Source organism: Vibrio sp. Vb2960 (assembly GCF_033337665.1).
In the GTDB taxonomy this organism is placed as follows: domain Bacteria; phylum Pseudomonadota; class Gammaproteobacteria; order Enterobacterales; family Vibrionaceae; genus Vibrio; species Vibrio alginolyticus.
The window spans coordinates 42,996-64,346 of record NZ_JAWORD010000007.1 but is presented as its reverse complement, the minus strand read 5'-3'; the positions used below and the strand labels follow the sequence as shown (position 1 = coordinate 64,346).

The following is a 21,351-nucleotide window of genomic DNA, read 5'->3' as shown; positions in this document are numbered from 1 at the left end:
GCAATGGCAAAGAAAGGCGTTCGTGAGAAAATCCGTCTAGTATCTTCTGCAGGTACAGGCCACTTCTACACAACTGATAAGAACAAGCGTAACATGCCAGGCAAATTTGAGATCAAAAAGTTTGATCCAGTAGTTCGCCAGCACGTTATGTACAAAGAAGCAAAAATCAAATAATTGGTTTCAGTCTCTTTGATGAATTGAAAAACCCAACTTTCGAGTTGGGTTTTTTATTACCTGAATAAAAGTGCTGAAGATAAAGTGTTCAGTACGTCATCGGATTATAAAGTACTGCTGAAGTTATTTTACTGGTCCGACTCTATACTCGAATTTTTGATTGATCGCTCTCTGCCGCTTAGTTACCACTTCCCTACACACTTGCACACCGTTGTTCTAGTCAAGCTCAATACTCTTTGGTAATTTACTCATAACGATAAGAGAGTAGAGATGGTTATGCGTGTGAGTCCGGCTCGTCGCCGCCGATGGAACAATATTCTTATTCTGGGCATTATCGCGTTTATAGTGATCTTAAATGCGCCGATGTGGATCAAAACTTACCTATTAACAGATCAAGCAGACCCTTACCCAAATGTACTTCGCTCCGACTATACGGTGGAGTCTTTGTACTATAGTGGCTGGGAGTTCGAGCTGCATGATGGACGGTGGCAATCCAACATCAAAGTTGATGCACCGATCAGTGAACTTGTATCACGCTGGCAATCATTGGAAGGGACCGAGCTTACCTCAGAACAGTACGATCATTTAAAACCTAACCTGGCGGTACCTGAAACGGTAGAAGTTTGGTATCAGGATCTCGAAGAGCCGCAGCGGGTGACTTTCTTTCGTTTACCTGATTTTTGGCTATTTAAAACCTGGCAAGACAAATGGGTCGCTATCTCCGTCGATGAAAACTACCTTATGCCAGAGTAGAGCCTTTTTGCGCCTATACCCCTAATAAGCTTCCCTATTTATCGTTTTTCTTTTCGATTATGCTAGCAGCGAGAACTATTAGCCGGTGAATTGGAGAATCTAATGCCTGAGTTGCCAGAAGTTGAAGTCAGTCGTATGGGAATTAGCCCCCACATGGTTGGACAAACGATCCAGTCGTTTACTTTTCGAACGCCTAAATTGCGCTGGGATATTCCTACAGAGCTTAAAAAATTGGAAGGGCAGGTGATCCGTGCGATTAGTCGTCGTGCGAAATACTTACTGATCGAGACAAACACAGGTACAGCCATTGTTCACTTGGGCATGTCTGGGTCTTTACGTGTCCTAGATGCTGACTTTCCGCCAGCAAAGCACGATCATGTGGATCTCAAACTAAGCAGTGGAAAAATACTGCGTTATAACGATCCGCGTCGTTTTGGGGCATGGCTGTGGTGTGCTCCTGACGAGTCACATGCTGTACTAGCAAACATGGGGCCTGAGCCTTTAACTGAAGAGTTCAATGCGGAATATGTAGCGGAGAAAGCTAAAAATAAGCGTGTCGCCGTCAAGCAGTTCATCATGGACAACAAAGTCGTGGTTGGTGTCGGGAACATCTACGCGAATGAGTCGTTGTTTAAATCTCGAATTCACCCTTCAAGGCCTGCAGGTAAGCTAACTTCTCAAGAGTGGGGGTTACTTGTTGAAAATATCAAAATGATACTTGAGATTGCCATTACGCAAGGTGGGACTACGCTGAAAGACTTTGCGCAAGCCGATGGAAAGCCGGGTTACTTTGCACAAGAGTTATTGGTTTACGGAAAAGCCGGAGAGCCATGCCCAGAATGCGGCGAACGACTTCAAGAGCTAAAAATAGGGCAGCGTAATACCTTCTTTTGTGGTGAGTGTCAGAAGTAAGACGAGCTAATATCGAGCTTAAGTTGTTGTAATCTTGCGCTAGAGCCTCAATAATTCAATCAGTTTCGAATAACTTAGTAAATTATATGAAAGTCATTTATCCGGGCACTTTTGATCCAGTGACTAATGGTCACCTCAATCTAATAGAACGTACTCACGAAATGTTTGATGAGGTTGTGATTGGCGTAGCCGCAAGCCCATCGAAGAACACCATGTTTTCATTGGAAGAGCGTGTTGCACTGATGCAGGACGTTGTAGCGCATTTACCTGGTGTGACGGTAAAGGGGTTCTCTGGGTTATTAGTGGATTTCGCGAGAGATGAGCAAGCTAAGGTTCTTATTCGTGGTTTGCGAACAACGGTAGACTTTGAATACGAGTTTGGACTGACCAACATGTATCGAAAGCTGTTACCAGGTATCGAAAGTGTATTTTTGACACCTGAAGAAGAGTTTGCGTTTCTATCGTCGACTATCGTGAGAGAAGTGGCCATTCATGGCGGAAGTATCGATCAGTTCGTTCCCAAGCCAGTAGCCATCGCGATTGGGGAAAAACTGAATGAAAGACAGTAAATTCCCTTATTATTTCTCAAACGCTCTCTCGATACTTATCCCTCGTTTTGTATATCGAGCACAAGCCAAGCGTTTACTTTCGAATTTAACTGAAGCCGAGAAGCAACTCTGCCTGGAGCGGGTGAACTATTACAACAAGTGTGAAACGCCGTTTTCAGTCGATAGCCGAGAACAAAGTTACGCGACTGTCGATACATTCAAAAAAACGAAAGGTTGGACGTATTTTTTCGATCTTCGCCAAGTTGTACGCTATTTCCCTTCCAGTTTTGCGTTTAACTACATCAACGGTGATGTTACACACATTCCCAATGTACCGAGCTTTATAAAAAGCCGCCCTATTTTTGGTAGCAACCAAAATTCAGTGGTGTTGAAACTTAATCAAGTTCGTCATTTTAAATTTATTGATGATCCTGTTCGCTATCAAGATAAAAAGGACATGGTAGCGTGGCGTGGCGTGGGTTTTCAGCCGCATCGTAAAAAGGTGATTCATGCGTTTTACAACCATCCGCAATGCAATATTGGCCAGACCCGCCCGGTAGAAGGGAAACCATGGGAAAAGGGCTTTATGAGTATTGAAGAGCAACTGCAGTATAAGTTTTTGCTCTGTATAGAAGGCAATGATGTGGCCACCAACCTTAAGTGGGCTATGTCGTCTAACTCCTTGGTTATTATGTCAAAGCCAAAATATGAGACTTGGTTTATGGAAGGTAAGTTAGAGGCAGGCGTCCACTATGTTGAAGTGAAGGATGACTATTCGGATTTGCCCGAAAAGATGGATTATTACCTAGCGAATGAGCAAGAAGCATTAGCGATCATTGAAAATGCGCACCAGTGGGTTGAGCAGTTCAAAGATAAACGTAAAGAGCGTTTGATCTCATTGATGGTTGCCGATAAGTACTTCGCTTTATCTCAGCAACAATAAAAAAGGGGCGAAACGCCCCTTTTTTATAATCTTAAGCTTCTAGAAATTGATCAACACCATTCTCACAGCGTTTAAGCTTGTTTTTAATGGTGTTCTCTAAAATCTCGTCATTTTGTCCGAGTGACGCGCGAGAGTTTTCTACGTGGTACAAGTGGTAGCCTACACCTGCGAATTTTAGGTAAAGACGTGACTTACCCGCATTCAACATGCGATGAACAAACTCGCTGTCTTCGCGTCCCCATCCAACAAAATCTTGGTTGAAGCCATTCACCTCGATGACATCTTGTCGCCAAAACGCCATGTTGCAACCGCGAGTGGCTTTATCGTTATTGCGCTCGTAAGAGAACCATTTCGATAGCAAAGCGTTGGTGATGCAGTTTTTACGATTGCGAATGCCTTTGCTGAAAATGGAAGGCACTAAGCCGTTTTCCATGATGGCCTTGCTGCAGCTTTCATCCGTTAACACACGTCCGCCCTGCACAAACCAATTTGGTTTTGCGACTTGCTTATGTGATTCAATAAACGTTTGGGACAGCACCATGTCGCCATCAATCATGATGAGGTAGTCACCTGATGCTTTGGCGATCGCGCGGTTGCGGCTCATTGAAAGTTGAAAGCCATTATCTTCGTGCCAGCTATGAATAAGTGGTACTGGAAAGCCGTCACGCAGTTGGTCGATCATTGCTTTGGTATCGTCTCGAGAACCGTCATCTGCAACAATTACTTCGTCAGGCAAAACGGTTTGACGTTTCACGCTTTCTAACACCGCTTTTAATGCTTCTTTCCAGTTGTAAGTGGTGATAATTAAAGTCGTTTTCATGATTTTTTTGCCTGTTCACGTAAGTAGAGATCGATATATTTTACAAAAGTAGAGTGCATGCTTAGCCAAGCTAGAATGAAGCCATGCTTGCCATCAAGGAAGCCTCGTTTGAGAACATACATCTTCAAAAAGCTAGCAAGAGCGTGAACGATAGCGGTCGTTAACCCCGCTTTCTTTTTACCTTCACGTTCATCCGTCCAGGCCTTGAGGTAGCCAGTGGTTTTATTGATGTAATGATGAAGGTGCTCGTAAGTGTAGTGATGCAGTCGACCATCCAGTTTTTCAGTTTGATAGTTTTTCTCATCAACTTTTTCATGAACGAGCGAATCATTATATTGTGTATATTCGGTGCGATATAAGCGCACAATCCAGTCTGGAGACCAACCAGAATGGTAGATGAACTTACCAAACGCTGAGCTTAGTCGATTAAGTTTGTATAAAACGTTCGGCTTATTGGCTGATACCGCGTGTAAGATACTTTCTTTTAGCTCTGGAGTGACTTGTTCGTCCGCATCAAGCCACAAAACGTAGTCTGCCGTAACGTATTGCTGCGCCAGTTGGCGCTGTTTACCGAATCCTGGCCAATCTAGGTTGGTGTAAAACTTATCTGTGTATTGTCGGGCGATTTCTTCGGTGCGATCAGTGCTGCCCGAGTCTAGAAGGACAATCTCATCGACCCAATCTTTTACTGTGTCTAGACAAGCTTGTAAGTGCTTCTCTTCATTTTTTACAATTAAGGCAACGGCTAAGGTTGGTTTGGACAAGGTCATTTCCTTCTTAACAAATCAAGACAGTAAGTTTACTGGTATTGAGGATACAAATCTTCTAAGACTTGATCGAACATGCTCATTACTTGAGTGCTGGTAATGCGGTTCATTGCCGTTTCATCTTTAGCGCGAGTTCGCCAGCTTAACTCGTGACTGTTTTTACCTGTTTCCGCAAAGATCGTTTCTTCATACACTGAGACAACGTATTTTAGATAACGGTAAGGTCCCACTCGCAGCGGATTATGGTGTGCATAGAGCCCGATGATTGGTGTTTTCATTGCATTCGCCATGTGTGCTGGTCCGGTATCGGGGGCGATGACCATTTCAACCTTATCTATTAACGCAAGCATTTGCAGAATTGAACTTTGTCCAACTAAATTTAGACACGGTTCTTCCAAGCGAGATTGAATGGCCTCTGCCAGATCCAATTCTACCTGAGCAGGGCTGCCTGCCAGAATCACGTTCCAGCCTTTTGCTCTGGCGTGATGAATCACATCCACATAACCTTCCGCGTTCCAGTTTTTATAAGCTTTGCTCGCACCAGGCACAATCAGCAGGTTAGGTTTACTACGAGAAATATGAGACTCTGCCCAAGCTTGATCGTGGTCTGAATAAGAAAGTACCCAGTCTAGTCCTGCCTTTGGTACCCCAATTTGATGGGCAAAGGCCATTAAGCCATCTGCGACATGCAGAGATTGCGGGGAAGGCACTTTGACATTGGTAAATAGTGTTTGAAAGTCCTGGCTTCTATCAGAAGAGAAACCAAGTTTGTATTTTGCTTTAATGCCCAACGTTGCGACACTCGCTCGAATCGCGTACTGCATATGCAATAGCGCATCAAACTCTCTGCCTTTCAGCTGTCGCCAAAGTGATTTGTAGCCATCAAGTCCCGCTTTTTTATCAAAAACAATCACTTCTACACCATCGATGGCGGCTAATAACTGGGCTTCAAGTTTACCCGTTATCCAAGTAATCTGGGTCGAAGGCCAGTGTTTCTGAATAGCTTGAATGCTGGCGATAGTATTGCAAACGTCTCCGATAGCGGACAAACGCAAGACGCATAGTGACGATGGGGCAGAAGTGAACATAATTATTGTCTGATTCGATGAATAGAGGCAGGTAAATTATGCAGACATCCCCAATAAATGTAAAATACACGGCTCGAATATAGCTAAGTACTGATAAGTGTTCTGCAATGTCAAAGACAACACCACATCAATCGCAAGAATCTGGCAAGCCGGGTAACACCGGGCTAAAGCGTATCGTTAAAGCGACGGGTTATTCGATCCAAGGATTAAAAGCGGCTTTTAAGCATGAAGCTGCCATTCGACAAGAGTTGGCTCTGTTGAGTATCGCCGTGATTTTGGCTTGGCTAGTGGATGTCGGCATGGTTGAGCGTATCTTAATGATCGGGGTCGTGGTATTAGTCTTGATTGTAGAGCTTGTAAACTCAGCGATTGAGGCAGTGGTTGATCGTATCGGTATTGAACGGCATGAACTCAGTGGTCGAGCTAAAGATATAGGCTCTGCTGCCGTTATGGTTGCTTTGGCGTTTGCTGCATTTACTTGGTTGTATATATTAGCCAGCCGGTATTTAGGCTAGAGGGTGAGCGTATGATTCAACAGTATAAAAACAACAACCAAGTGATCTGGTTTGATGACGAGATCATTACAGACCCTAGCCAACCGATATTTGATGAGGAATACTGGCAGTCCTCCGACAAGGTGGTTGGCAGTGCGACGGGGCGAGGCACGACATGGTTTATCCAACTAGAGAACATGCAAGCGGCACTACGTCATTACCGTCGTGGCGGTTTGTTTGGGAAGTTAGTTAACGATCATTATTGGTTCTCTGGCTGGGATAACACCCGTTGTGCGCAAGAGTTTCAGCTTTTGTTGGCGCTAATTGAGGCTGGGGTGCACGTTCCTCGTCCTATTGCAGCAAGAGCCGTAAAGTCAGGACTCTTCTATCAAGCTGATTTATTAAGTGAGCGAATCCCAAACGCCAGAGATCTGGTTAGTATCTTGCAAGAACAGTCTTTATCGGTAGAAATGTATCAGAAAATAGGGAAAGAAATTGCCAAGATGCATCAGGTTGGCGTTAACCATACTGATTTGAATATCCACAATATCTTGATCGACGACAAAGATAAGGTATGGATTATCGATTTTGATAAGTGTCGTTTTGAAACTTCTGGTGACTGGAAGCATCAAAATCTAAATAGACTTCTGCGTTCATTTAATAAAGAGCGTTTAAAGCGACAGATTATTTGGCAAGAATCCGATTTTGAACATTTTCAGGACGGTTATGCTTCTCAATCTTAATTGAGTTTTTTATCATTTTATGTTGATTGCTCTAAGTAAGCCTTCTTGAGTCTAACGATGCTCGAGTGAGTCTATAAACTACAATAATCATAAAGTATTCATGTGTATCTGATGGCACAAAAATTAACGTAGGTAACATTTGTAATGAAAATATTAGTAACCGGTGGAGCAGGCTTTATTGGGTCAGCTGTTGTCCGACATATCATTCGTGACACCCAAGATACCGTCATCAATTTAGATAAACTGACCTACGCAGGGAATCTAGAATCACTGGTTGATGTCTCAGAGAGTGAACGTTACTACTTTGAGCAAGTAGATATCTGTGACCGAGCTGAACTAGATCGCGTGTTTTCAGAGCATCAACCCGATAGGGTTATGCATTTGGCCGCCGAGTCTCATGTCGATCGCTCTATTGATGGTCCTGCTGCTTTTATTGAGACCAACGTGATGGGCACTTACCATTTGCTTGAAGCGGCTCGTCAATATTGGTCGGGCTTAGATGAAGCGCGCCAATCGGCATTCCGTTTTCATCATATTTCTACGGATGAAGTGTATGGTGATTTAGAGGGAACGGATGATTTGTTCACCGAAACCACTTCATACGCGCCGAGCAGCCCATATTCTGCATCTAAAGCTTCGAGCGATCACCTGGTTCGCGCTTGGCAACGTACTTATGGCTTACCAACACTTATCACTAATTGCTCCAACAACTATGGCCCGTACCACTTCCCAGAGAAGTTGATCCCTCTGATGATTTTAAATGCCCTCGATGGCAAGCCGTTGCCTGTGTATGGTGATGGTATGCAGATCCGAGATTGGCTGTTTGTGGAAGACCATGCTCGCGCGCTGTACAAAGTGGTCAACGAAGGTGAAGTCGGTGAAACCTACAACATTGGTGGCCATAACGAAAAAGCCAACATCGAAGTGGTGAAAACCATTTGTGCTTTGCTTGAAGAGCTGCGACCAAACAAACCTGCAGGTGTTGAGTCTTATGAATCTTTGATCACGTATGTGAAAGATCGCCCAGGTCATGATGTGCGTTACGCAATTGATGCCACCAAGATTGCTCAAGAGCTTGGCTGGACGCCAGAAGAAACGTTTGAAAGCGGTATTCGCAAAACCGTGGAATGGTACCTCAATAATCCGCAATGGTGGCAACGCGTGCTTGATGGTTCATACAGTTTAGAGCGATTAGGAGCGGGCGAATAATGAAAGGCATTATTTTAGCAGGTGGCTCGGGCACTCGCCTTTACCCTATTACACGCGGTGTCTCTAAGCAGTTACTGCCGGTTTATGACAAACCAATGATTTACTACCCGTTGTCGGTACTCATGCTAGCTGGTATTCGTGAAATCTTGATCATCACCACGCCAGAAGACCAGGAAGGATTTCAGCGCCTATTGGGTGATGGCTCAGAGTTTGGCATTGAGTTGCAATACGCGATTCAACCAAGCCCAGACGGCTTAGCTCAAGCGTTCATCATTGGCGAAGAATTCATTGGCGATGATTCAGTATGTTTAGTGCTGGGTGACAACATCTTTTATGGACAAGGGTTCACTCCGAAGTTGCAGCAAGCTGCTGCTTTGACGGAAGGTGCGACGGTCTTTGGCTATAAAGTGAAAGATCCTGAGCGCTTTGGTGTGGTGGAATTTGACGAAGATATGAGAGCGTTATCGATTGAAGAGAAGCCAGTCAAGCCAAAATCCAATTACGCTGTGACCGGGCTGTATTTCTACGATAACCACGTCGTGGACATTGCCAAAACTATTCAACCGTCTCATCGTGGCGAGTTAGAAATTACAAGTATTAACCAAGCTTACTTAGAGCAAGGGAAGTTGACGGTTGACGTGCTAGGGCGCGGCTTTGCGTGGTTAGACACGGGGACACATGGCAGCTTGCTTGAAGCTGCTCACTTTGTCGAAACGATCGAGAAACGACAAGGTTATAAAGTGGCTTGCTTAGAAGAGATTGCTTATCGCCGAGGGTGGTTAACACGAGATCATATTCAAGCTGCAGGAAAAGCCTTATCTAAAAACGATTATGGCCGCTATCTTCTAGAGTTATTGGAAGAATAAATGTCAAATATACCGCTAATATCTTTTCAGAAAATGGGTGATGAGCGAGGTTCACTAATCTCGTTAGAGCAACACAAAAACATTCCGTTTGATATCAAACGTATTTACTACATTTTTGATACACAAAGCGGTTTAGCTAGGGGCTTTCATGCACACTACGACTTAGAGCAAGTCGCTATCTGCATGAGAGGTAGCGTGACTTTCGTTATTGATGATGGCACCACAAAAGAGAAAGTGACGCTTTCCTCTCCCGATGTAGGACTGCATATCAAAGGCTTAAAATGGCGTGAGATGCACGACTTTTCTGAAGATTGTGTGCTAATGGTTGTCGCTAGTGAATTATATGATGAAGCCGATTACATACGCGATTATGCTGAATTTTTGAATGTGGTAAACAAACATGCTGAAAAGTAAGACAATACAACTTCGCCTTGTTCAAGAAGATGATGCAGAGTTTATAACTCAGCTTCGAGGTGATGAAAAATACAATACACACTTGTCCAAATGCGATACGAGTGTTGAAGCACAAAGATTATGGATAAGAGCGTATAAAGAGGACGAGCAACAAAAGAAGCAGTTTTACTTCATTATAGAGAGGCTAGATGGAACCAAATGCGGAACAGTTAGACTTTACGACTTTAAAGGTGTTTCTTTTTGTTGGGGAAGTTGGATCCTGAATCATGAAAAAACACGTTACGCTGCCCTCGAAAGTGCTCTTTTAGTTTATCAATTTGGCTTTGATGTGTTGGGTTTTAAAAAATGCCACTTCGATGTTCGCAAAGATAACCATGCGGTAAACAAATTCCATGAAAAGTTCGGTGCTCGACTCGTTGGCGATACAGACTTGGATTATCTTTATGAAATATACCCGTCAGATATTGAGCCAATGAAATTGAAGTGTGAAAAAATCCTAGGTAGATAATGAACGTTAATTTTTTAGAGCTAAAGCGCTTAAATGCCGAGTACGAAGACGAATTGAAACAAGCCTGTGCACGCGTGATTGAATCTGGCTGGTATATCCTTGGCAAGGAAACGGAACAGTTTGAACAAGCATTTGCTGACTACTGTGGTGTTAAACACTGTATAGGCGTTGCGAATGGCTTAGATGCTTTAACACTGACGTTAAAGGCTTGGCGAGAGCTAGGAAAAATCAACAAAGGTGATGAAGTTATCGTACCGGGTAATACCTATATCGCATCGGTATTGGCGGTCACCGAAGCGGACTTGGTTCCGGTGTTTGTGGAGCCGGATGAGCAGACGCACAATATCAGTCCTGAAGCGATTGAAGCGGCGATTACAGAAAAGACGAAAGTCATTTTGCCGGTGCACCTGTACGGCCAGTTGGCCGATATGCCAGCGATTATGGCGTTGGCAACAAAACACAATCTTCTCGTGTTGGAAGACAGCGCCCAGTCTCATGGTGCGACACTTGATGGTAAGAAGTCTGGAGCATGGGGTGACGCCTCAGGCTTTAGCTTCTATCCGGGTAAAAACCTAGGTGCATTGGGTGATGGTGGCGCTATTACGACCAACGATGAAGAGCTTGCCGAAACCTTGCGTGCCCTTCGAAACTACGGTTCACATGTTAAATACCAGAATCTTTATCAAGGTCTGAACAGTCGTTTGGATGAAATTCAGTCGGCGATGTTGTCAGTGAAACTGAACTACCTTCCAGCGCAGACGAAAGCGCGTCAGGAGCTGGCGGCATTTTACTTACGCGAAATCAACAACCCGAATATTATCTTGCCGGAAGTGACAGAGCCTGAGGCACATGTATGGCATTTGTTTGTGGTGCGAACTTCACACCGAGATGCATTGGTTAAGCATTTATCAGAGCATGGTATTCAAACACAAGTACATTACCCGATAGCGCCGCATAAACAGCAGGCTTATAAAGAGTTTGGTCATCTGTCATTAGCGTTGACTGAGCAGTTACAAAATGAGGTGCTGTCATTGCCAATGTCGTCCTACTTGAGTGAAGACGAGAGTCAAGAAGTAGTCGATGCAATCAACTCTTTTAAGGTTGAGTAATGACACAAGAGCATGTGCAAGTATTAGAAGACGTGGTTTATGTCTTCTTTTGTTATAAACAATCTCGTTATCTTGAGAAAACATTGCCAGCGGCATTGAACCAGACCGTGTGGCCAAGCCAATTATTGATCTTGGATGACTGTTCACCTGATGATAGTCATAAAATAATTCTATCGCTTTTAGAGTTTGCGCCTAAAGGATTAAATATTGAATATCGCCACAATAAGCAAAATGTTGGTTTAGTTAGCCAAATCAACTCCTTGCGGGGGCAATACCAAAATAAGCTTATTATTGTACAAGCTGGCGATGATATAGCGATGCCGAGCCGAGTTGAGGAAACTTATGAAGCCTGGTTGAAAAATGGCAAACCAAGCTTAATTATTGGTGGTTACGACAAAATTTCTGAGCAAGGCGATGTTATTGAGTCATTTGAATCGATTAAGCAAAATAAAAAGCCGTACACACTCGAAAATATTATTAATAGAAAGTGTGCAGTAGATGGTTGTTGCGCCGCTTTTACCTCTGATGTACTGAACGAGTTTGCTCCTTACAACAAAGACATCATCAATGAAGATCGCATCAATGTCCTTCGAGCCTTTTTGTTAAATGGTATTCATCATGAAAACAAAAAATGGATCCAATATCGATTGGGTGGCATATCAACGTTCGCAAAAGAAACACGTGAAGAAAGGTATGACAACACAGTAATTAATGCTCAGCGTGAACTGCAAGATCTTAAAATGAACTTGCGAGATGCAGAGAGTAAAAACGCCACTAAAGTTGTGAGTGCGATTAAAAAGCGTATGTGTACCGCTGAGTTTATGGCATCACTTTCACAATCAAAGTCTGCTTTGTACAGCGAAGCGATTTGTTATTTTGTTAAAACGCTGGATTATCGAACGGTTTTAAAAGTTTTGCGTAGGTTAAGATGAATAAAATTAAAAATATAAAGCAATCGATAAGTATGAAGAGGCATTTTTCTTCAACTTTCCGTTCATTCAAAAAGCGAAGCGATAAAAGCACTGATTCACCTAAAGACTTTTATCGTACACATGAGAAATGTACGGTTTTAGGTAATGGACCATCCTTAAAGTCAGATATTAATAGTATTGGTACAGATAGTGATGTGATTGCTGTTAATCATTTCTCAGAGTCTGAGCATTTTACGGCGTTGAAACCTAATAAATATATTTTAATTGATAGCTATTTCTGGGATGAAACCACCCATAGCTCTCTGGTGGAAAAAAGAGATAAATTGTTTAAAGATCTAAATGAACTTGTGTCTTGGGAAATGCAATTGATTATTCCTGACTTTGCTGACAGAGAGTTCATTCAAGGCAATATCAAAAACAGCAACATAGCGATAAAAGTGCTGCGAGCAATTCCTAGTAATGTAACTAATATTAAATATGGCCCAATGGCACTATCTTCTGGTATCGTCGCACCTCCAGCTGTCAATGTGCTTATCTTTGCTGTGTATGTAGCAATTCTATGTGAATATGATTCAGTGGAAATATTTGGAGCGGATATGAGCTTCCATAATGATGTCCATGTTGATCAAGAGAGCAACCGGCTTTATATGGTCTACAAGCATTTCTATGGAAAAGAAGAGAAGTTGCCGCTCCTAGAAAATCCTCAAAAGGTCAAACCTTTTAATATGACGGACTTGATGCGATTAACTTTCTTGACGTTTTATGCACATCAATTGTTAAATAAATGGGCTGAGCTCAAAGGGGTAAAAATCGTGAATAGGTCTAGTTTCTCTATGATCGATGCTTATCCTAGACAATGAAATGACAGGTAAATAGACGCTACAATTGTAATGTCTATTTACCGATGATCATTTATTTTTCTGTAACCACATAGATTCAGCGAAAGTAAAGTCTTCTGGCCAATCTATATCAATTGAGCTCTCTGCATCCTGTATGTACATAGAAGGCTTTAGTCCAATTCGGTCATTTAGTTTTTTGTAGTTTTCGACGCTATTTAAAAAGACTGAGCTATCGATTTCATACAAAGGTTCAATCGTCTGAGTTCTTGGCCATTTTTCTATATTACGATCGTAGCTAATCGGTCTGTCTTTATTCCAAATAAAACCTCGTAGCTCTTTGACTGTCATTAATGAATCATATCCTTCAGAGAGGCTCGCGAGATATTGTCTTAGAATTGCACGATAACCGGATTCATCGAGGAAAGGCGAGGTTACATGAGTCCAAAGTACGTGACCTGTAGTAATAATCGAAGGAACGTATCTAATAAGATCATCAGTGCTTGTTGAACTTGAGCCTAAGTGATCTGGGCGTTCATCTATTCGTATGCGAGAATCTTTATATGTTGAAGCAAACTCTAGAACAACGTCGTCGTTTGAAGATACGACTATCGAATCTAGATCAGTTATATTGATTAACTGATCCAGTTTGATTTTTAGCAACCCACCTTTTACACCAGCAAAGTCTTTGGTGTTTTTGTTTGGGATACGTTCACTGCCTTTTCGGCATGGTAAAAAGACATGGACACTCATGCTTACCAACTCCTTAGAATATTGAAACCTTCACTTTTTGATAAGCTTTCAAGCTCTTCTTTTACATTTGAAAAAGGAAGATAGCCAAGAAAATCAATATTATTCTCTTTGGCTGCGTGAAAGTCTGATAATGCGTCACCGATCATTAGAGCCGTGCCTGAAGACTCCTTTAGGATGGTTGCAACGTTATCTGCTTTCGCGGTAGGTGATCCTAGAATTAACGTAAAATATTGCGCCAGCTTTCTTTTAACAAATACTTCTCGTAATTCGTCTTGAGCAGATCCACTCGCTACATAGAGTTTGGCTGGGCAATCTGTAATTGCTGCAATAAAATTAGGCGTTAGTTGAGCTTCCATGTATAGCTCTTCACACTGCTTTGAGTAGAAGCTTAGTATACGTTCGTACAATGCTTCATCTGTATTTAGGATGAAATGTTCAACAAAGTAACTCACATGATGAAAACGCGATTTGCCAAAATTAGCTTTAAAGTAATTGCAACAATTGTCTATTTCGAGCTCTGATACTTGGGCCATGCGTAAAGCATTACGCATGGCATCAATTTTGAGGTTATTTGAGTCTAGGATCACGCCATCGCAGTCAAAAATAACAGTATCATAGCCATTAAATAGCGGGTGCATAAATAGACCCTGCTTTTACTGGATAAGTGGTTGGGGTTAACGCTTGAATTGATGTACTTCCAAACTGTTGACTAACCATGCTAAAGATCTCATTCATTTCCATTTGGCGTCGGTCAGTCACATCATAACCATCAAAACCAACGAGAGATATCTTCTGCGCTTGACCTATAAAAGCGATACATAACGCATATGCAGCGGTATTATCATACGGTAGTGTACAGTAGTTTTTATGGGCGGTGAGAGTATCCTTCTCTATGGTGCTACTGTAATCAATCATAGAAATATTACTAAATTTACTTAGCTCGTCTTCGTCAAAGCGGTTCTTTGGCAAAAATACGGGTTTGGCTACCTCTGAGTAATGGCTGCTTTCTGACAAGTATTTAGAGTTATGAGATACAGCAAAGTAATCGAAAAGCTCAGTGTCAATCTCATGCTTTGTATTGATGCCAATTACGATAGGCTTTCGAGTTTTAATGTATGTTTCGATCGCGACTCTATGTGTTGCCGTATTGGGCGTATTAGTGACCAGTAAGACTTCTTTTCCTGAAAAGATACCTGATAGATCTGATTGGCTTTCAGTCGGTTGGCTTATTTTCCCTACAGTAAGCGCTTCTTCTAAGACATCACCATTATAGCTTGTTGTACCTTCTAGCTTTTTTAAATGCTCGATAGCACCAACAATTTCTTCTGTTCCGTAATTAGGATTTGAAAGCATATTCTGGATGTAAGTTGGGTGAATATCGTTTTTGGCCCCCAAGTAATATAGAAGGCTTGAGCCCCAACCGTATCTTCTTTGCATTGGCTCAAAATGGCGAATAACTAGTTCATATATTGCTGTTGGCAAGTATTTATCTAGTCCATCAAGTTCGGCGAGCAGGTTTTCGGTCTGGGCATTCCCAGCGCCTCGTCCCATTCCGGTAACGGTCACATCCAACCATGTAACACCATTCGAACGAGCAGTCATCGTATTGGACATTGCTTGACCCATGTTGTTATGGGTGTGGATACCAATGTCGCCATCCCAGTTTTGCTTTACAATTTCGGCAATGCGAGTGACTTCTGCACCATCCATATTTCCGAGAGAGTCAGCAAAATAGATAACATCAGGGGTTGCTTTTGCTACCGCCTGTACCTTTTCCGCAATAACTTGGGATGGTTTTCCGCCCGCTTGCATCAGATTTAAGCCAACGATATACCCCATTTCTTTGAAAGCTTTAATCATGCTTTCACACTGCTCTGCTTCATTGAAATGTGCCGCGATACGAACGAGATCAACTTTACTTTCTTGTGCTGGTACAAAAAGATCATTGATGGCAGCGACAACAGGTTTACCCGCATCTAGCAAAGTTTTTGCGTCAACCATTACGCCGTATGTCGGACCTTTCGGTAGGTGTAGCGTGTTTAGAAACTCTTCAGTCGTATAAGCAAATGGACCACTGTAAACAGACTTAGGATAGTTACGAAGCCCTAACTCAACATAATCAATTTTAGCTTTTGCAACTGCTGTGAGGTAAGCGTCAACGACTTCTGGTGAAAAGTCCCAGTGGTTATAGTAGCCACCATCGCGAAGAGTACAGTCTAAAATTTTTTGCATAATGGATATTCTTTTTAAGTTAAACAGGTAAAGTGCTTAGTACAGTAAAACATACAAGCTTAATAGTAAAAGTGAGGTATTTATCAAACTAATTATTAAGTTATTAGTTATCACTTTGGGGGAGTAAGCTCATTGTTCGGTTTAGAGCGCCTTGATTGGATGAGGCCCATTTATTAGCATGCAAAGCTCGGAGTAAATATTTATCTTGTTGAGAAATGATCTCTGTAGTCCTTAGGGCAAGGGTCGTTGAGTCTGGCACAATTAAGATACCATCCACAGCTAGTAAGTTTTCAACAATCTCCTTAAAGTTGAAATAGCTGGGGCCAGTAATGATGACTTTTTTTAACATGGCAGGCTCTAGCACATTGTGCCCACCAACCTTATCTCCAATTAGGCTTCCACCCATAAAGCAGATGTCCGCTGCGCCCATCAACGTTAGCATCTCACCCATTGTATCGCCGAGATATACTTGAGTATTCGTCTCTACTGCATGCGTTGAAGTACGACGCACAGTTTTAAATCCTTGCTGTTGGCAAAGCGTGAATACATCATCAAATCGTTCTGGATGGCGAGGAACCAAAATAAGTAATGTATTTGGATGAGATTTTAAAACTTGTCTATGTGCATCTAATACCTGTTCGTCCTCGCCTTTGTGGGTGCTAGCTGCAATCCAAATTGGACGATCCTTTCCAAGTTGGGCTCGAAGCTGCTGTCCTTGCTGTTTCACTTGCTCTGATATTTGAATATCGAACTTAATCGAGCCAGTAACGGATAGTTTCTTTTTCTCAACGCCTAAGCGTTCGAAGCCCTCTGCATCTGAATCCGTTTGGCAGAGTACTTGAGTTAGGCATGGATGAAGCTGGTTAAAAAGCCGCTGTATTTTGGCGTAGTTCTGACACGATTTTTCAGATAGGCGAGCATTCACGACTGTTATAGGGATACCCGCTTTGTAAACATGGTGAAGCGTGTTTGGCCACAGCTCAGTCTCAATGATCAACATTTGTTTTGGTTGTACTGATTTAAGAAAACCTTTGATAGCAAAACCAAAGTCAATTGGCATATAGCGGTGTTCAATTAAATCACCCAACTTAGCAATCTGTTCAGCTCCGGTACTTGTTGTTGTAGTAACTAGAATAGATTGTTCGGGGTTTTGTTCCTTAAGGGCTTTAATTAAAGGTGTTGCTGCTATGCTTTCACCAACAGATACGGCATGTATCCAAATAGGTTTGTCGTTGCTTTTTAGCTTGGGAGTTATGCCAAAGTGCTCTTTCCAGCGAGAGCCAAACTGAGGCTTATTTGGTTTGCTCTTGTACAAACCAAATAAAAGCAGCGGTGACGCTAGGGCGAGTAGTAAGGTATAAACAATACGAACTAACATGAGCTTATCGTAATGGCGTCAAGTTTTTGGATACTATCTAGCACTTGCTTAGGCGAAAGTTCTGTCAAACACTTAAGGTGTTTGTATTGACATTCACGCTGGAAACAAGGGCGACAATCAATATCGGTATGAACAATCTCCACTTTTTCTGCGAGTGGGGGGGTGTACTTCGGTGAAGTTGAGCCATACACGGCAACAACATTACAACCAACCGCAGCTGCCACATGCATTAAGCCTGAGTCATTCGCGACAACAGTCTTACATGCAGCAAGTAAGTCGACCGCTTCAATTAAGCTGGTTTGGCCTGCTAGAACGTGAATGTCCTCATGGAATTGCGTCGGAACAAGTGCGCGAATATTGTTACAAGTCTCTAAGTCCTTTTGAGAACCAAACAACCAGATTTGATGCCCAGAACGAGCCATTTGAGTCGCAACTTCAGCGTAGTGTGTTTCGGGCCATTTTTTGGCAGGACCAAACTCTGCTCCTGGGCACAGTCCAATAATTGGTTGGTCTTGCGTTAAGTTGAACTTTTTGAGCGTGGCTTGTTGCTCTGCTTCGTTGATTGCAAGGCGTGGGCGAGGTAAAGTTTCAAGCCCGCCAAGAGAGTTAGAATCCACCATTTCTGCTTTTGGATAAGCTAACGCTACATAGCGCTCTACCATGTACTGAAAAGACTTCATGTTAGGGCGTAAGTCATTCAATAAACCATAGCGCATTTCTCCTTTCCAGCCAGTACGAAGAGGAATGTTGGCAAACCATGGGATCAGTGCTGATTTCGCTGATTTAGGCAAGATATAGGCGTGGTCATATTGCTTTTCACGTAATGATTTACCAATTTCCCTGCGGCCTAATAAGTTAAACTCACCATGACCGATAGGCATTTCAATCGCTTGGTGGATTTCTGGCATACGATCAAGAATCGGTTTACACCATCCTGGAGCGATAACGTCAATTTGGCTATCTGGATGGCGTTGCTTTAATACGATATATAACGATTGCGACATTACCATATCGCCGACCCATGCAGGGCCAATGACTAAAATCTTCATGCTTTGTTTTTCCAGTATAGGAATTTCAAAATTGACTCATAAGTTCTAAAAAGTTCAGCGTATATTTTATTCGCAAGAGTCATTTTGGATTTATCTTTTCTTTTACCACCAATCGTCGAAGCAATCTCTGCTCTAGTAAAGAGATCTGGAGACACGCTGTAAACTTGAACACTATGTCTCCATGGTTTTTCCATGTAGTCATCGACTGGTTCAATAAACTCTTGAGCATGCATAACAAACTTTGAGGCTGCTTTAGGTGTGACGATATAAGCGGTGGTACCACAAGTGCCTGCTGAGTATCCCCCTAGCATATGATTATCATCAATAGGTACGATTGGGGTGAATACACGCTTCTGAGTGGCAGACAACTTGATGTAGTCATAATTAGAAGTCAATGGAAGGGTATGTTCGAGTACTTGCTTCAGCCCTTCTACGGGGTCGACGTTGTCTTCTAAGATGACGATCGGTTCATCAAGCTCAACACAGCGAACCCACAACTCGTAATGGCTTGCAAAACAGGCGACTTCACTGGTTTTTAATTGATACCCTTTGCGGCGTAGAGTAATGGTAGGACGACTTTTTTCTGAATGAAGAAAACGGTCAACAGAGCCATCTACTGCATCAAAAAATTCAAACGTAATGCCTTGTTGTTTTAACTTTTCTTCAATACGTTCTCGGCGATCTAGCGATCGAGCCAAGCTTACGACAAATACTTTCACTGCACTTTCCAGTCGCTGTTATATCTTGGTTTAAACAAATTGTAATAGTTATTGCCGTCTTCTTGAGAGTGCAGCAACTGTAGTACCCACATATATTGTTCGGGTTTATCACCGACAAAATATTCAATGGCTTCATTACAGGTACGAGCGTCTTGCTCTTCGCCTTTATCCAGCTCAAACGCTGGTAAAATCTCAATATCAAACGTACCATCTTCAGTGTTCATCGACGCAAATAGAGGCAGTACTTTTGAGCGTGATAGTTTCGCAATTTTGCCTAAACCAGGTAGCGTTGCTTTACGTGTTGCAAAAAAATCCACAAACACACTATGCTCTGGGCCGTGATCTTGATCGGGTAGGTAATACCCTACATAGCCATCTCGAATGGATTTCAGGAAAGGCTTAATGCCACCTGAGCGTTCATAAACACGGCCACCGTATTGGACTCTTTGCTTGTGCATTAGCCAGTCAGCAACATCATTCTTTTGTTTCTTCGCCATTGCAGAAACTGGCATTCCCATTGACGCGAGCAAGATAGCAGGCACATCAATTGCCCAAGAGTGGGGAACCATTAAAATCACATTTTCGTTGTTATCAATGTGCTGTCGTAAAATGTCTAGGCCGCGAATTTGGCAACGGTTCTGAAGCCATTTTGGTGAGCGTAAACTTAGTAACCCGAAGCGAAAAAAGAACATGGCTGCTGTGTAGAGTGTTTTTTCTATCAAAGCTTCACGTTCTTGGAACGACTTTTCCGGAAAACACAGCTCAAAGTTAACCCTCGCTCGGTGAGCTGGCCCCTTGTGGGATTTCGACAGTTTTTTGGCTATGGTTTTCGCCAACCACTTTTGTAAACCCAGTGGCATTAATGATAAAGGTAAAAATAAGATAACACCTAACCACGTGCCCCAGTACTTAGGCGACAGAAAGTGGCGCTTAAACTCAGGGTTATATGCTTTAGGGTCGAAGTCATCACGTTTTATGGTCATGGCGTGTCTAGTTACCTATTCGTGTACGGGCGAAGTGGTTTAAATGAGAAAAAAGATAGTTAGGAATGATACAGGCTATTGCATTTGAGTAAAGGTGGCAGGTTATGGTTCTACCACCTTGTGGTGCTTAACTGTTTTGGATAGTCAAGTATTCGGCAACGCCTTCTGCAACTGTCTTGAATTCAACATCACAGCCTGCGGTGCGCAGTTTGGTCAGATCCGCTTGTGTGAATTCTTGGTAAGCGCCTTTTAGGTGCTCAGGGAATGGGATGGTTTCAATTTGGCCTTTGCCATGATGCTTGATAACTGCTTTTGCTACCTCTTCAAAAGATTCAGCACGGCCAGTACCACAGTTAAAAATGCCTGATACGCCGTTTTCTAAGAACCACAGGTTTACTTTACAGACATCACCAACGTAAACGAAGTCGCGTTTGAATGATTCGCTGCCCGCGAACAATTTAGGATTTTCACCTGCGTTAAGTTGGTTGTTTAGGTGGAACGCAACTGATGCCATGCTACCTTTGTGGTCTTCACGTGGGCCATATACGTTGAAGTAGCGGAAGCCGGTGATTTGAGAAAGGGTCTCACCATGTTCTTCAGCGTCTTGCCATAGGCGACGAACGTAGTTATCAAACTGCTGTTTCGAGTAACCGTATACATTCAGTGCACCTTCGTATTCGCGTTCTTCAACGAAAGTATCTGTATCGCCGTAAGTGGCTGCTGAAGAAGCGTATAGGAATGGAATCTCGCGATCTAAACAGTAATGAAGCAGCTCTTTAGAGTACTCGTAGTTGTTTAGCATCATGTACTTACCATCCCACTCAGTCGTTGCAGAGCAAGCACCTTCGTGGAAAATTGCCTCAATCGGACCAAAATCATCGCCCGCCATAATTTGGGTCAGAAAGTCGTCACGATCCATGTAATCTGTGATGTCCAGATCAACTAAGTTCTTAAACTTTTTGCCATTTTTTAGGTTGTCGACAACCAGGATATCGTTAATACCAGCTTCGTTTAGTGCTTTAACAATGTTGCTGCCGATCATGCCAGCGCCACCAGTTACGATGATCATAGAACTTCCACCATAGATTAAAATTTTCTCAGGAATTCTAGCAAGAAACGAA

Annotated in this window: 25 protein-coding genes; 14 read left to right on the top strand and 11 right to left on the bottom strand. The window is 42.7% G+C overall.

Annotated features, from left to right (window positions below):
* The first annotated feature begins 3 nt into the window (after window positions 1–3).
* From rpmG to R7O03_RS07855, 5 genes are all read left to right on the top strand, one after another.
* A complete protein-coding gene (gene rpmG / locus R7O03_RS07875; RefSeq protein ID WP_004410866.1) occupies window positions 4–174 on the top strand; it encodes a 50S ribosomal protein L33 in 171 nt (56 codons plus the stop codon).
* A gap of 276 nt (window positions 175–450) precedes the next feature.
* A complete protein-coding gene (locus R7O03_RS07870) occupies window positions 451–927 on the top strand; it encodes a hypothetical protein (protein WP_025998646.1) in 477 nt (158 codons plus the stop codon).
* A gap of 102 nt (window positions 928–1,029) precedes the next feature.
* Entirely contained in the window at window positions 1,030–1,839 is an 810-nt protein-coding gene (gene mutM, locus R7O03_RS07865) for a bifunctional DNA-formamidopyrimidine glycosylase/DNA-(apurinic or apyrimidinic site) lyase (protein WP_318131645.1), read from the top strand.
* A gap of 86 nt (window positions 1,840–1,925) precedes the next feature.
* Entirely contained in the window at window positions 1,926–2,408 is a 483-nt protein-coding gene (gene coaD, locus R7O03_RS07860) for a pantetheine-phosphate adenylyltransferase (protein ID WP_005395788.1), read from the top strand.
* Window positions 2,395–3,330 (top strand): glycosyl transferase family 90, encoded by a 936-nt coding sequence (locus R7O03_RS07855; RefSeq protein WP_053307285.1) that lies wholly within the window; start codon window positions 2,395–2,397, stop codon window positions 3,328–3,330. The genes coaD and R7O03_RS07855 overlap by 14 nt, the downstream gene beginning before the upstream one ends.
* Window positions 3,331–3,361: 31 nt before the next feature.
* On the opposite strand, the gene R7O03_RS07850 is transcribed toward R7O03_RS07855, so the two are convergent.
* From R7O03_RS07850 to R7O03_RS07840, 3 genes are read right to left on the bottom strand one after another with little or no spacing between them, the layout of a single operon-like run.
* The gene (locus R7O03_RS07850) at window positions 3,362–4,150 is read right to left on the bottom strand and encodes a glycosyltransferase family 2 protein (RefSeq protein WP_017634986.1); all 789 of its coding nucleotides are present in this window, start codon (window positions 4,148–4,150) and stop codon (window positions 3,362–3,364) included.
* Window positions 4,147–4,914 (bottom strand): glycosyltransferase family 2 protein, encoded by a 768-nt coding sequence (locus tag R7O03_RS07845; RefSeq protein WP_005395793.1) that lies wholly within the window; start codon window positions 4,912–4,914, stop codon window positions 4,147–4,149. Before R7O03_RS07845 ends, R7O03_RS07850 begins: the two co-directional genes overlap by 4 nt.
* A gap of 35 nt (window positions 4,915–4,949) precedes the next feature.
* Complete coding sequence (locus tag R7O03_RS07840) at window positions 4,950–6,005, bottom strand: glycosyltransferase family 9 protein (protein ID WP_017820712.1); 1,056 nt, start codon at window positions 6,003–6,005, stop codon at window positions 4,950–4,952.
* 107 nt (window positions 6,006–6,112) lie between these two features.
* Between R7O03_RS07840 and R7O03_RS07835 the strand changes: the two genes are divergently transcribed.
* From R7O03_RS07835 to R7O03_RS07795, 9 genes are all read left to right on the top strand, one after another.
* The gene (locus tag R7O03_RS07835; RefSeq protein ID WP_005395798.1) at window positions 6,113–6,520 is read left to right on the top strand and encodes a diacylglycerol kinase; all 408 of its coding nucleotides are present in this window, start codon (window positions 6,113–6,115) and stop codon (window positions 6,518–6,520) included.
* 11 nt (window positions 6,521–6,531) lie between these two features.
* Window positions 6,532–7,242: a 3-deoxy-D-manno-octulosonic acid kinase gene (locus R7O03_RS07830; protein WP_318131644.1), complete on the top strand. Its 711-nt coding sequence runs from the start codon at window positions 6,532–6,534 to the stop codon at window positions 7,240–7,242.
* Between the two features lie 144 nt (window positions 7,243–7,386).
* Complete coding sequence (rfbB, locus tag R7O03_RS07825; protein ID WP_064368911.1) at window positions 7,387–8,451, top strand: dTDP-glucose 4,6-dehydratase; 1,065 nt, start codon at window positions 7,387–7,389, stop codon at window positions 8,449–8,451.
* The gene (rfbA, locus tag R7O03_RS07820) at window positions 8,451–9,317 is read left to right on the top strand and encodes a glucose-1-phosphate thymidylyltransferase RfbA (RefSeq protein ID WP_213966800.1); all 867 of its coding nucleotides are present in this window, start codon (window positions 8,451–8,453) and stop codon (window positions 9,315–9,317) included. The genes rfbB and rfbA overlap by 1 nt, the downstream gene beginning before the upstream one ends.
* Window positions 9,318–9,731, top strand: coding sequence for a sugar 3,4-ketoisomerase (locus R7O03_RS07815; RefSeq protein WP_054701130.1), 414 nt, complete (start codon window positions 9,318–9,320; stop codon window positions 9,729–9,731).
* Entirely contained in the window at window positions 9,718–10,239 is a 522-nt protein-coding gene (locus R7O03_RS07810; protein ID WP_017634982.1) for a GNAT family N-acetyltransferase, read from the top strand. The genes R7O03_RS07815 and R7O03_RS07810 overlap by 14 nt, the downstream gene beginning before the upstream one ends.
* Window positions 10,239–11,348: a DegT/DnrJ/EryC1/StrS family aminotransferase gene (locus tag R7O03_RS07805; protein WP_017634981.1), complete on the top strand. Its 1,110-nt coding sequence runs from the start codon at window positions 10,239–10,241 to the stop codon at window positions 11,346–11,348. Before R7O03_RS07810 ends, R7O03_RS07805 begins: the two co-directional genes overlap by 1 nt.
* On the top strand, window positions 11,348–12,280 hold the full coding sequence (locus R7O03_RS07800; protein WP_017820715.1) for a glycosyltransferase family 2 protein: 933 nt from the start codon (window positions 11,348–11,350) through the stop codon (window positions 12,278–12,280). The genes R7O03_RS07805 and R7O03_RS07800 overlap by 1 nt, the downstream gene beginning before the upstream one ends.
* Window positions 12,277–13,140, top strand: a complete 864-nt coding sequence (locus R7O03_RS07795; protein ID WP_213966801.1) for a hypothetical protein — start codon at window positions 12,277–12,279, stop codon at window positions 13,138–13,140. The genes R7O03_RS07800 and R7O03_RS07795 overlap by 4 nt, the downstream gene beginning before the upstream one ends.
* Window positions 13,141–13,188: 48 nt before the next feature.
* Here the strand turns inward: R7O03_RS07795 and R7O03_RS07790 are convergent, their stop codons facing one another.
* The 8 genes from R7O03_RS07790 to rfaD all read right to left on the bottom strand — a co-directional run bounded on the left by R7O03_RS07790 (window position 13,189) and on the right by rfaD (window position 21,299).
* Entirely contained in the window at window positions 13,189–13,869 is a 681-nt protein-coding gene (locus tag R7O03_RS07790) for a cytidylyltransferase domain-containing protein (protein ID WP_318131643.1), read from the bottom strand.
* 2 nt (window positions 13,870–13,871) lie between these two features.
* Window positions 13,872–14,507, bottom strand: a complete 636-nt coding sequence (locus R7O03_RS07785) for an HAD family hydrolase (RefSeq protein WP_047009435.1) — start codon at window positions 14,505–14,507, stop codon at window positions 13,872–13,874.
* Complete coding sequence (locus R7O03_RS07780; protein WP_213966802.1) at window positions 14,491–16,101, bottom strand: aldolase catalytic domain-containing protein; 1,611 nt, start codon at window positions 16,099–16,101, stop codon at window positions 14,491–14,493. The genes R7O03_RS07785 and R7O03_RS07780 overlap by 17 nt, the downstream gene beginning before the upstream one ends.
* Before the next feature lie 103 nt (window positions 16,102–16,204).
* Window positions 16,205–17,479, bottom strand: a complete 1,275-nt coding sequence (gene waaA / locus R7O03_RS07775) for a lipid IV(A) 3-deoxy-D-manno-octulosonic acid transferase (RefSeq protein WP_318131642.1) — start codon at window positions 17,477–17,479, stop codon at window positions 16,205–16,207.
* Window positions 17,473–18,528 (bottom strand): lipopolysaccharide heptosyltransferase II, encoded by a 1,056-nt coding sequence (waaF, locus tag R7O03_RS07770; protein WP_064368919.1) that lies wholly within the window; start codon window positions 18,526–18,528, stop codon window positions 17,473–17,475. The genes waaA and waaF overlap by 7 nt, the downstream gene beginning before the upstream one ends.
* Window positions 18,525–19,247: a glycosyltransferase family 25 protein gene (locus tag R7O03_RS07765; RefSeq protein ID WP_213966804.1), complete on the bottom strand. Its 723-nt coding sequence runs from the start codon at window positions 19,245–19,247 to the stop codon at window positions 18,525–18,527. The genes waaF and R7O03_RS07765 overlap by 4 nt, the downstream gene beginning before the upstream one ends.
* Window positions 19,244–20,230, bottom strand: coding sequence for a lauroyl-Kdo(2)-lipid IV(A) myristoyltransferase (lpxM, locus tag R7O03_RS07760; RefSeq protein ID WP_017634970.1), 987 nt, complete (start codon window positions 20,228–20,230; stop codon window positions 19,244–19,246). The genes R7O03_RS07765 and lpxM overlap by 4 nt, the downstream gene beginning before the upstream one ends.
* A 127-nt stretch (window positions 20,231–20,357) precedes the next feature.
* Window positions 20,358–21,299: an ADP-glyceromanno-heptose 6-epimerase gene (gene rfaD, locus R7O03_RS07755; protein ID WP_017634969.1), complete on the bottom strand. Its 942-nt coding sequence runs from the start codon at window positions 21,297–21,299 to the stop codon at window positions 20,358–20,360.
* Between the last annotated feature and the right edge of the window lie 52 nt (window positions 21,300–21,351).

Excerpts from the sequence above, each read along its gene's own strand:
- R7O03_RS07780 (WP_213966802.1), bottom strand. The coding sequence starts at position 16,101 with ATGCAAAAAATTTTAGACTGTACTCTTCGCGATGGTGGCTACTATAAC.
- R7O03_RS07835 (WP_005395798.1), top strand. The coding sequence starts at position 6,113 with ATGTCAAAGACAACACCACATCAATCGCAAGAATCTGGCAAGCCGGGT.
- rfbA (WP_213966800.1), top strand. The coding sequence starts at position 8,451 with ATGAAAGGCATTATTTTAGCAGGTGGCTCGGGCACTCGCCTTTACCCT.
- rfaD (WP_017634969.1), bottom strand. The coding sequence starts at position 21,299 with ATGATCATCGTAACTGGTGGCGCTGGCATGATCGGCAGCAACATTGTT.
- R7O03_RS07810 (WP_017634982.1), top strand. The coding sequence starts at position 9,718 with ATGCTGAAAAGTAAGACAATACAACTTCGCCTTGTTCAAGAAGATGAT.
- R7O03_RS07870 (WP_025998646.1), top strand. The coding sequence starts at position 451 with ATGCGTGTGAGTCCGGCTCGTCGCCGCCGATGGAACAATATTCTTATT.
- R7O03_RS07805 (WP_017634981.1), top strand. The coding sequence starts at position 10,239 with ATGAACGTTAATTTTTTAGAGCTAAAGCGCTTAAATGCCGAGTACGAA.
- R7O03_RS07830 (WP_318131644.1), top strand. The coding sequence starts at position 6,532 with ATGATTCAACAGTATAAAAACAACAACCAAGTGATCTGGTTTGATGAC.
- waaF (WP_064368919.1), bottom strand. The coding sequence starts at position 18,528 with ATGAAGATTTTAGTCATTGGCCCTGCATGGGTCGGCGATATGGTAATG.
- R7O03_RS07800 (WP_017820715.1), top strand. The coding sequence starts at position 11,348 with ATGACACAAGAGCATGTGCAAGTATTAGAAGACGTGGTTTATGTCTTC.
- R7O03_RS07785 (WP_047009435.1), bottom strand. The coding sequence starts at position 14,507 with ATGCACCCGCTATTTAATGGCTATGATACTGTTATTTTTGACTGCGAT.
- mutM (WP_318131645.1), top strand. The coding sequence starts at position 1,030 with ATGCCTGAGTTGCCAGAAGTTGAAGTCAGTCGTATGGGAATTAGCCCC.
- rfbB (WP_064368911.1), top strand. The coding sequence starts at position 7,387 with ATGAAAATATTAGTAACCGGTGGAGCAGGCTTTATTGGGTCAGCTGTT.
- lpxM (WP_017634970.1), bottom strand. The coding sequence starts at position 20,230 with ATGACCATAAAACGTGATGACTTCGACCCTAAAGCATATAACCCTGAG.
- R7O03_RS07840 (WP_017820712.1), bottom strand. The coding sequence starts at position 6,005 with ATGTTCACTTCTGCCCCATCGTCACTATGCGTCTTGCGTTTGTCCGCT.
- R7O03_RS07795 (WP_213966801.1), top strand. The coding sequence starts at position 12,277 with ATGAATAAAATTAAAAATATAAAGCAATCGATAAGTATGAAGAGGCAT.
- coaD (WP_005395788.1), top strand. The coding sequence starts at position 1,926 with ATGAAAGTCATTTATCCGGGCACTTTTGATCCAGTGACTAATGGTCAC.
- R7O03_RS07790 (WP_318131643.1), bottom strand. The coding sequence starts at position 13,869 with ATGAGTGTCCATGTCTTTTTACCATGCCGAAAAGGCAGTGAACGTATC.
- rpmG (WP_004410866.1), top strand. The coding sequence starts at position 4 with ATGGCAAAGAAAGGCGTTCGTGAGAAAATCCGTCTAGTATCTTCTGCA.
- waaA (WP_318131642.1), bottom strand. The coding sequence starts at position 17,479 with ATGTTAGTTCGTATTGTTTATACCTTACTACTCGCCCTAGCGTCACCG.
- R7O03_RS07850 (WP_017634986.1), bottom strand. The coding sequence starts at position 4,150 with ATGAAAACGACTTTAATTATCACCACTTACAACTGGAAAGAAGCATTA.
- R7O03_RS07815 (WP_054701130.1), top strand. The coding sequence starts at position 9,318 with ATGTCAAATATACCGCTAATATCTTTTCAGAAAATGGGTGATGAGCGA.
- R7O03_RS07855 (WP_053307285.1), top strand. The coding sequence starts at position 2,395 with ATGAAAGACAGTAAATTCCCTTATTATTTCTCAAACGCTCTCTCGATA.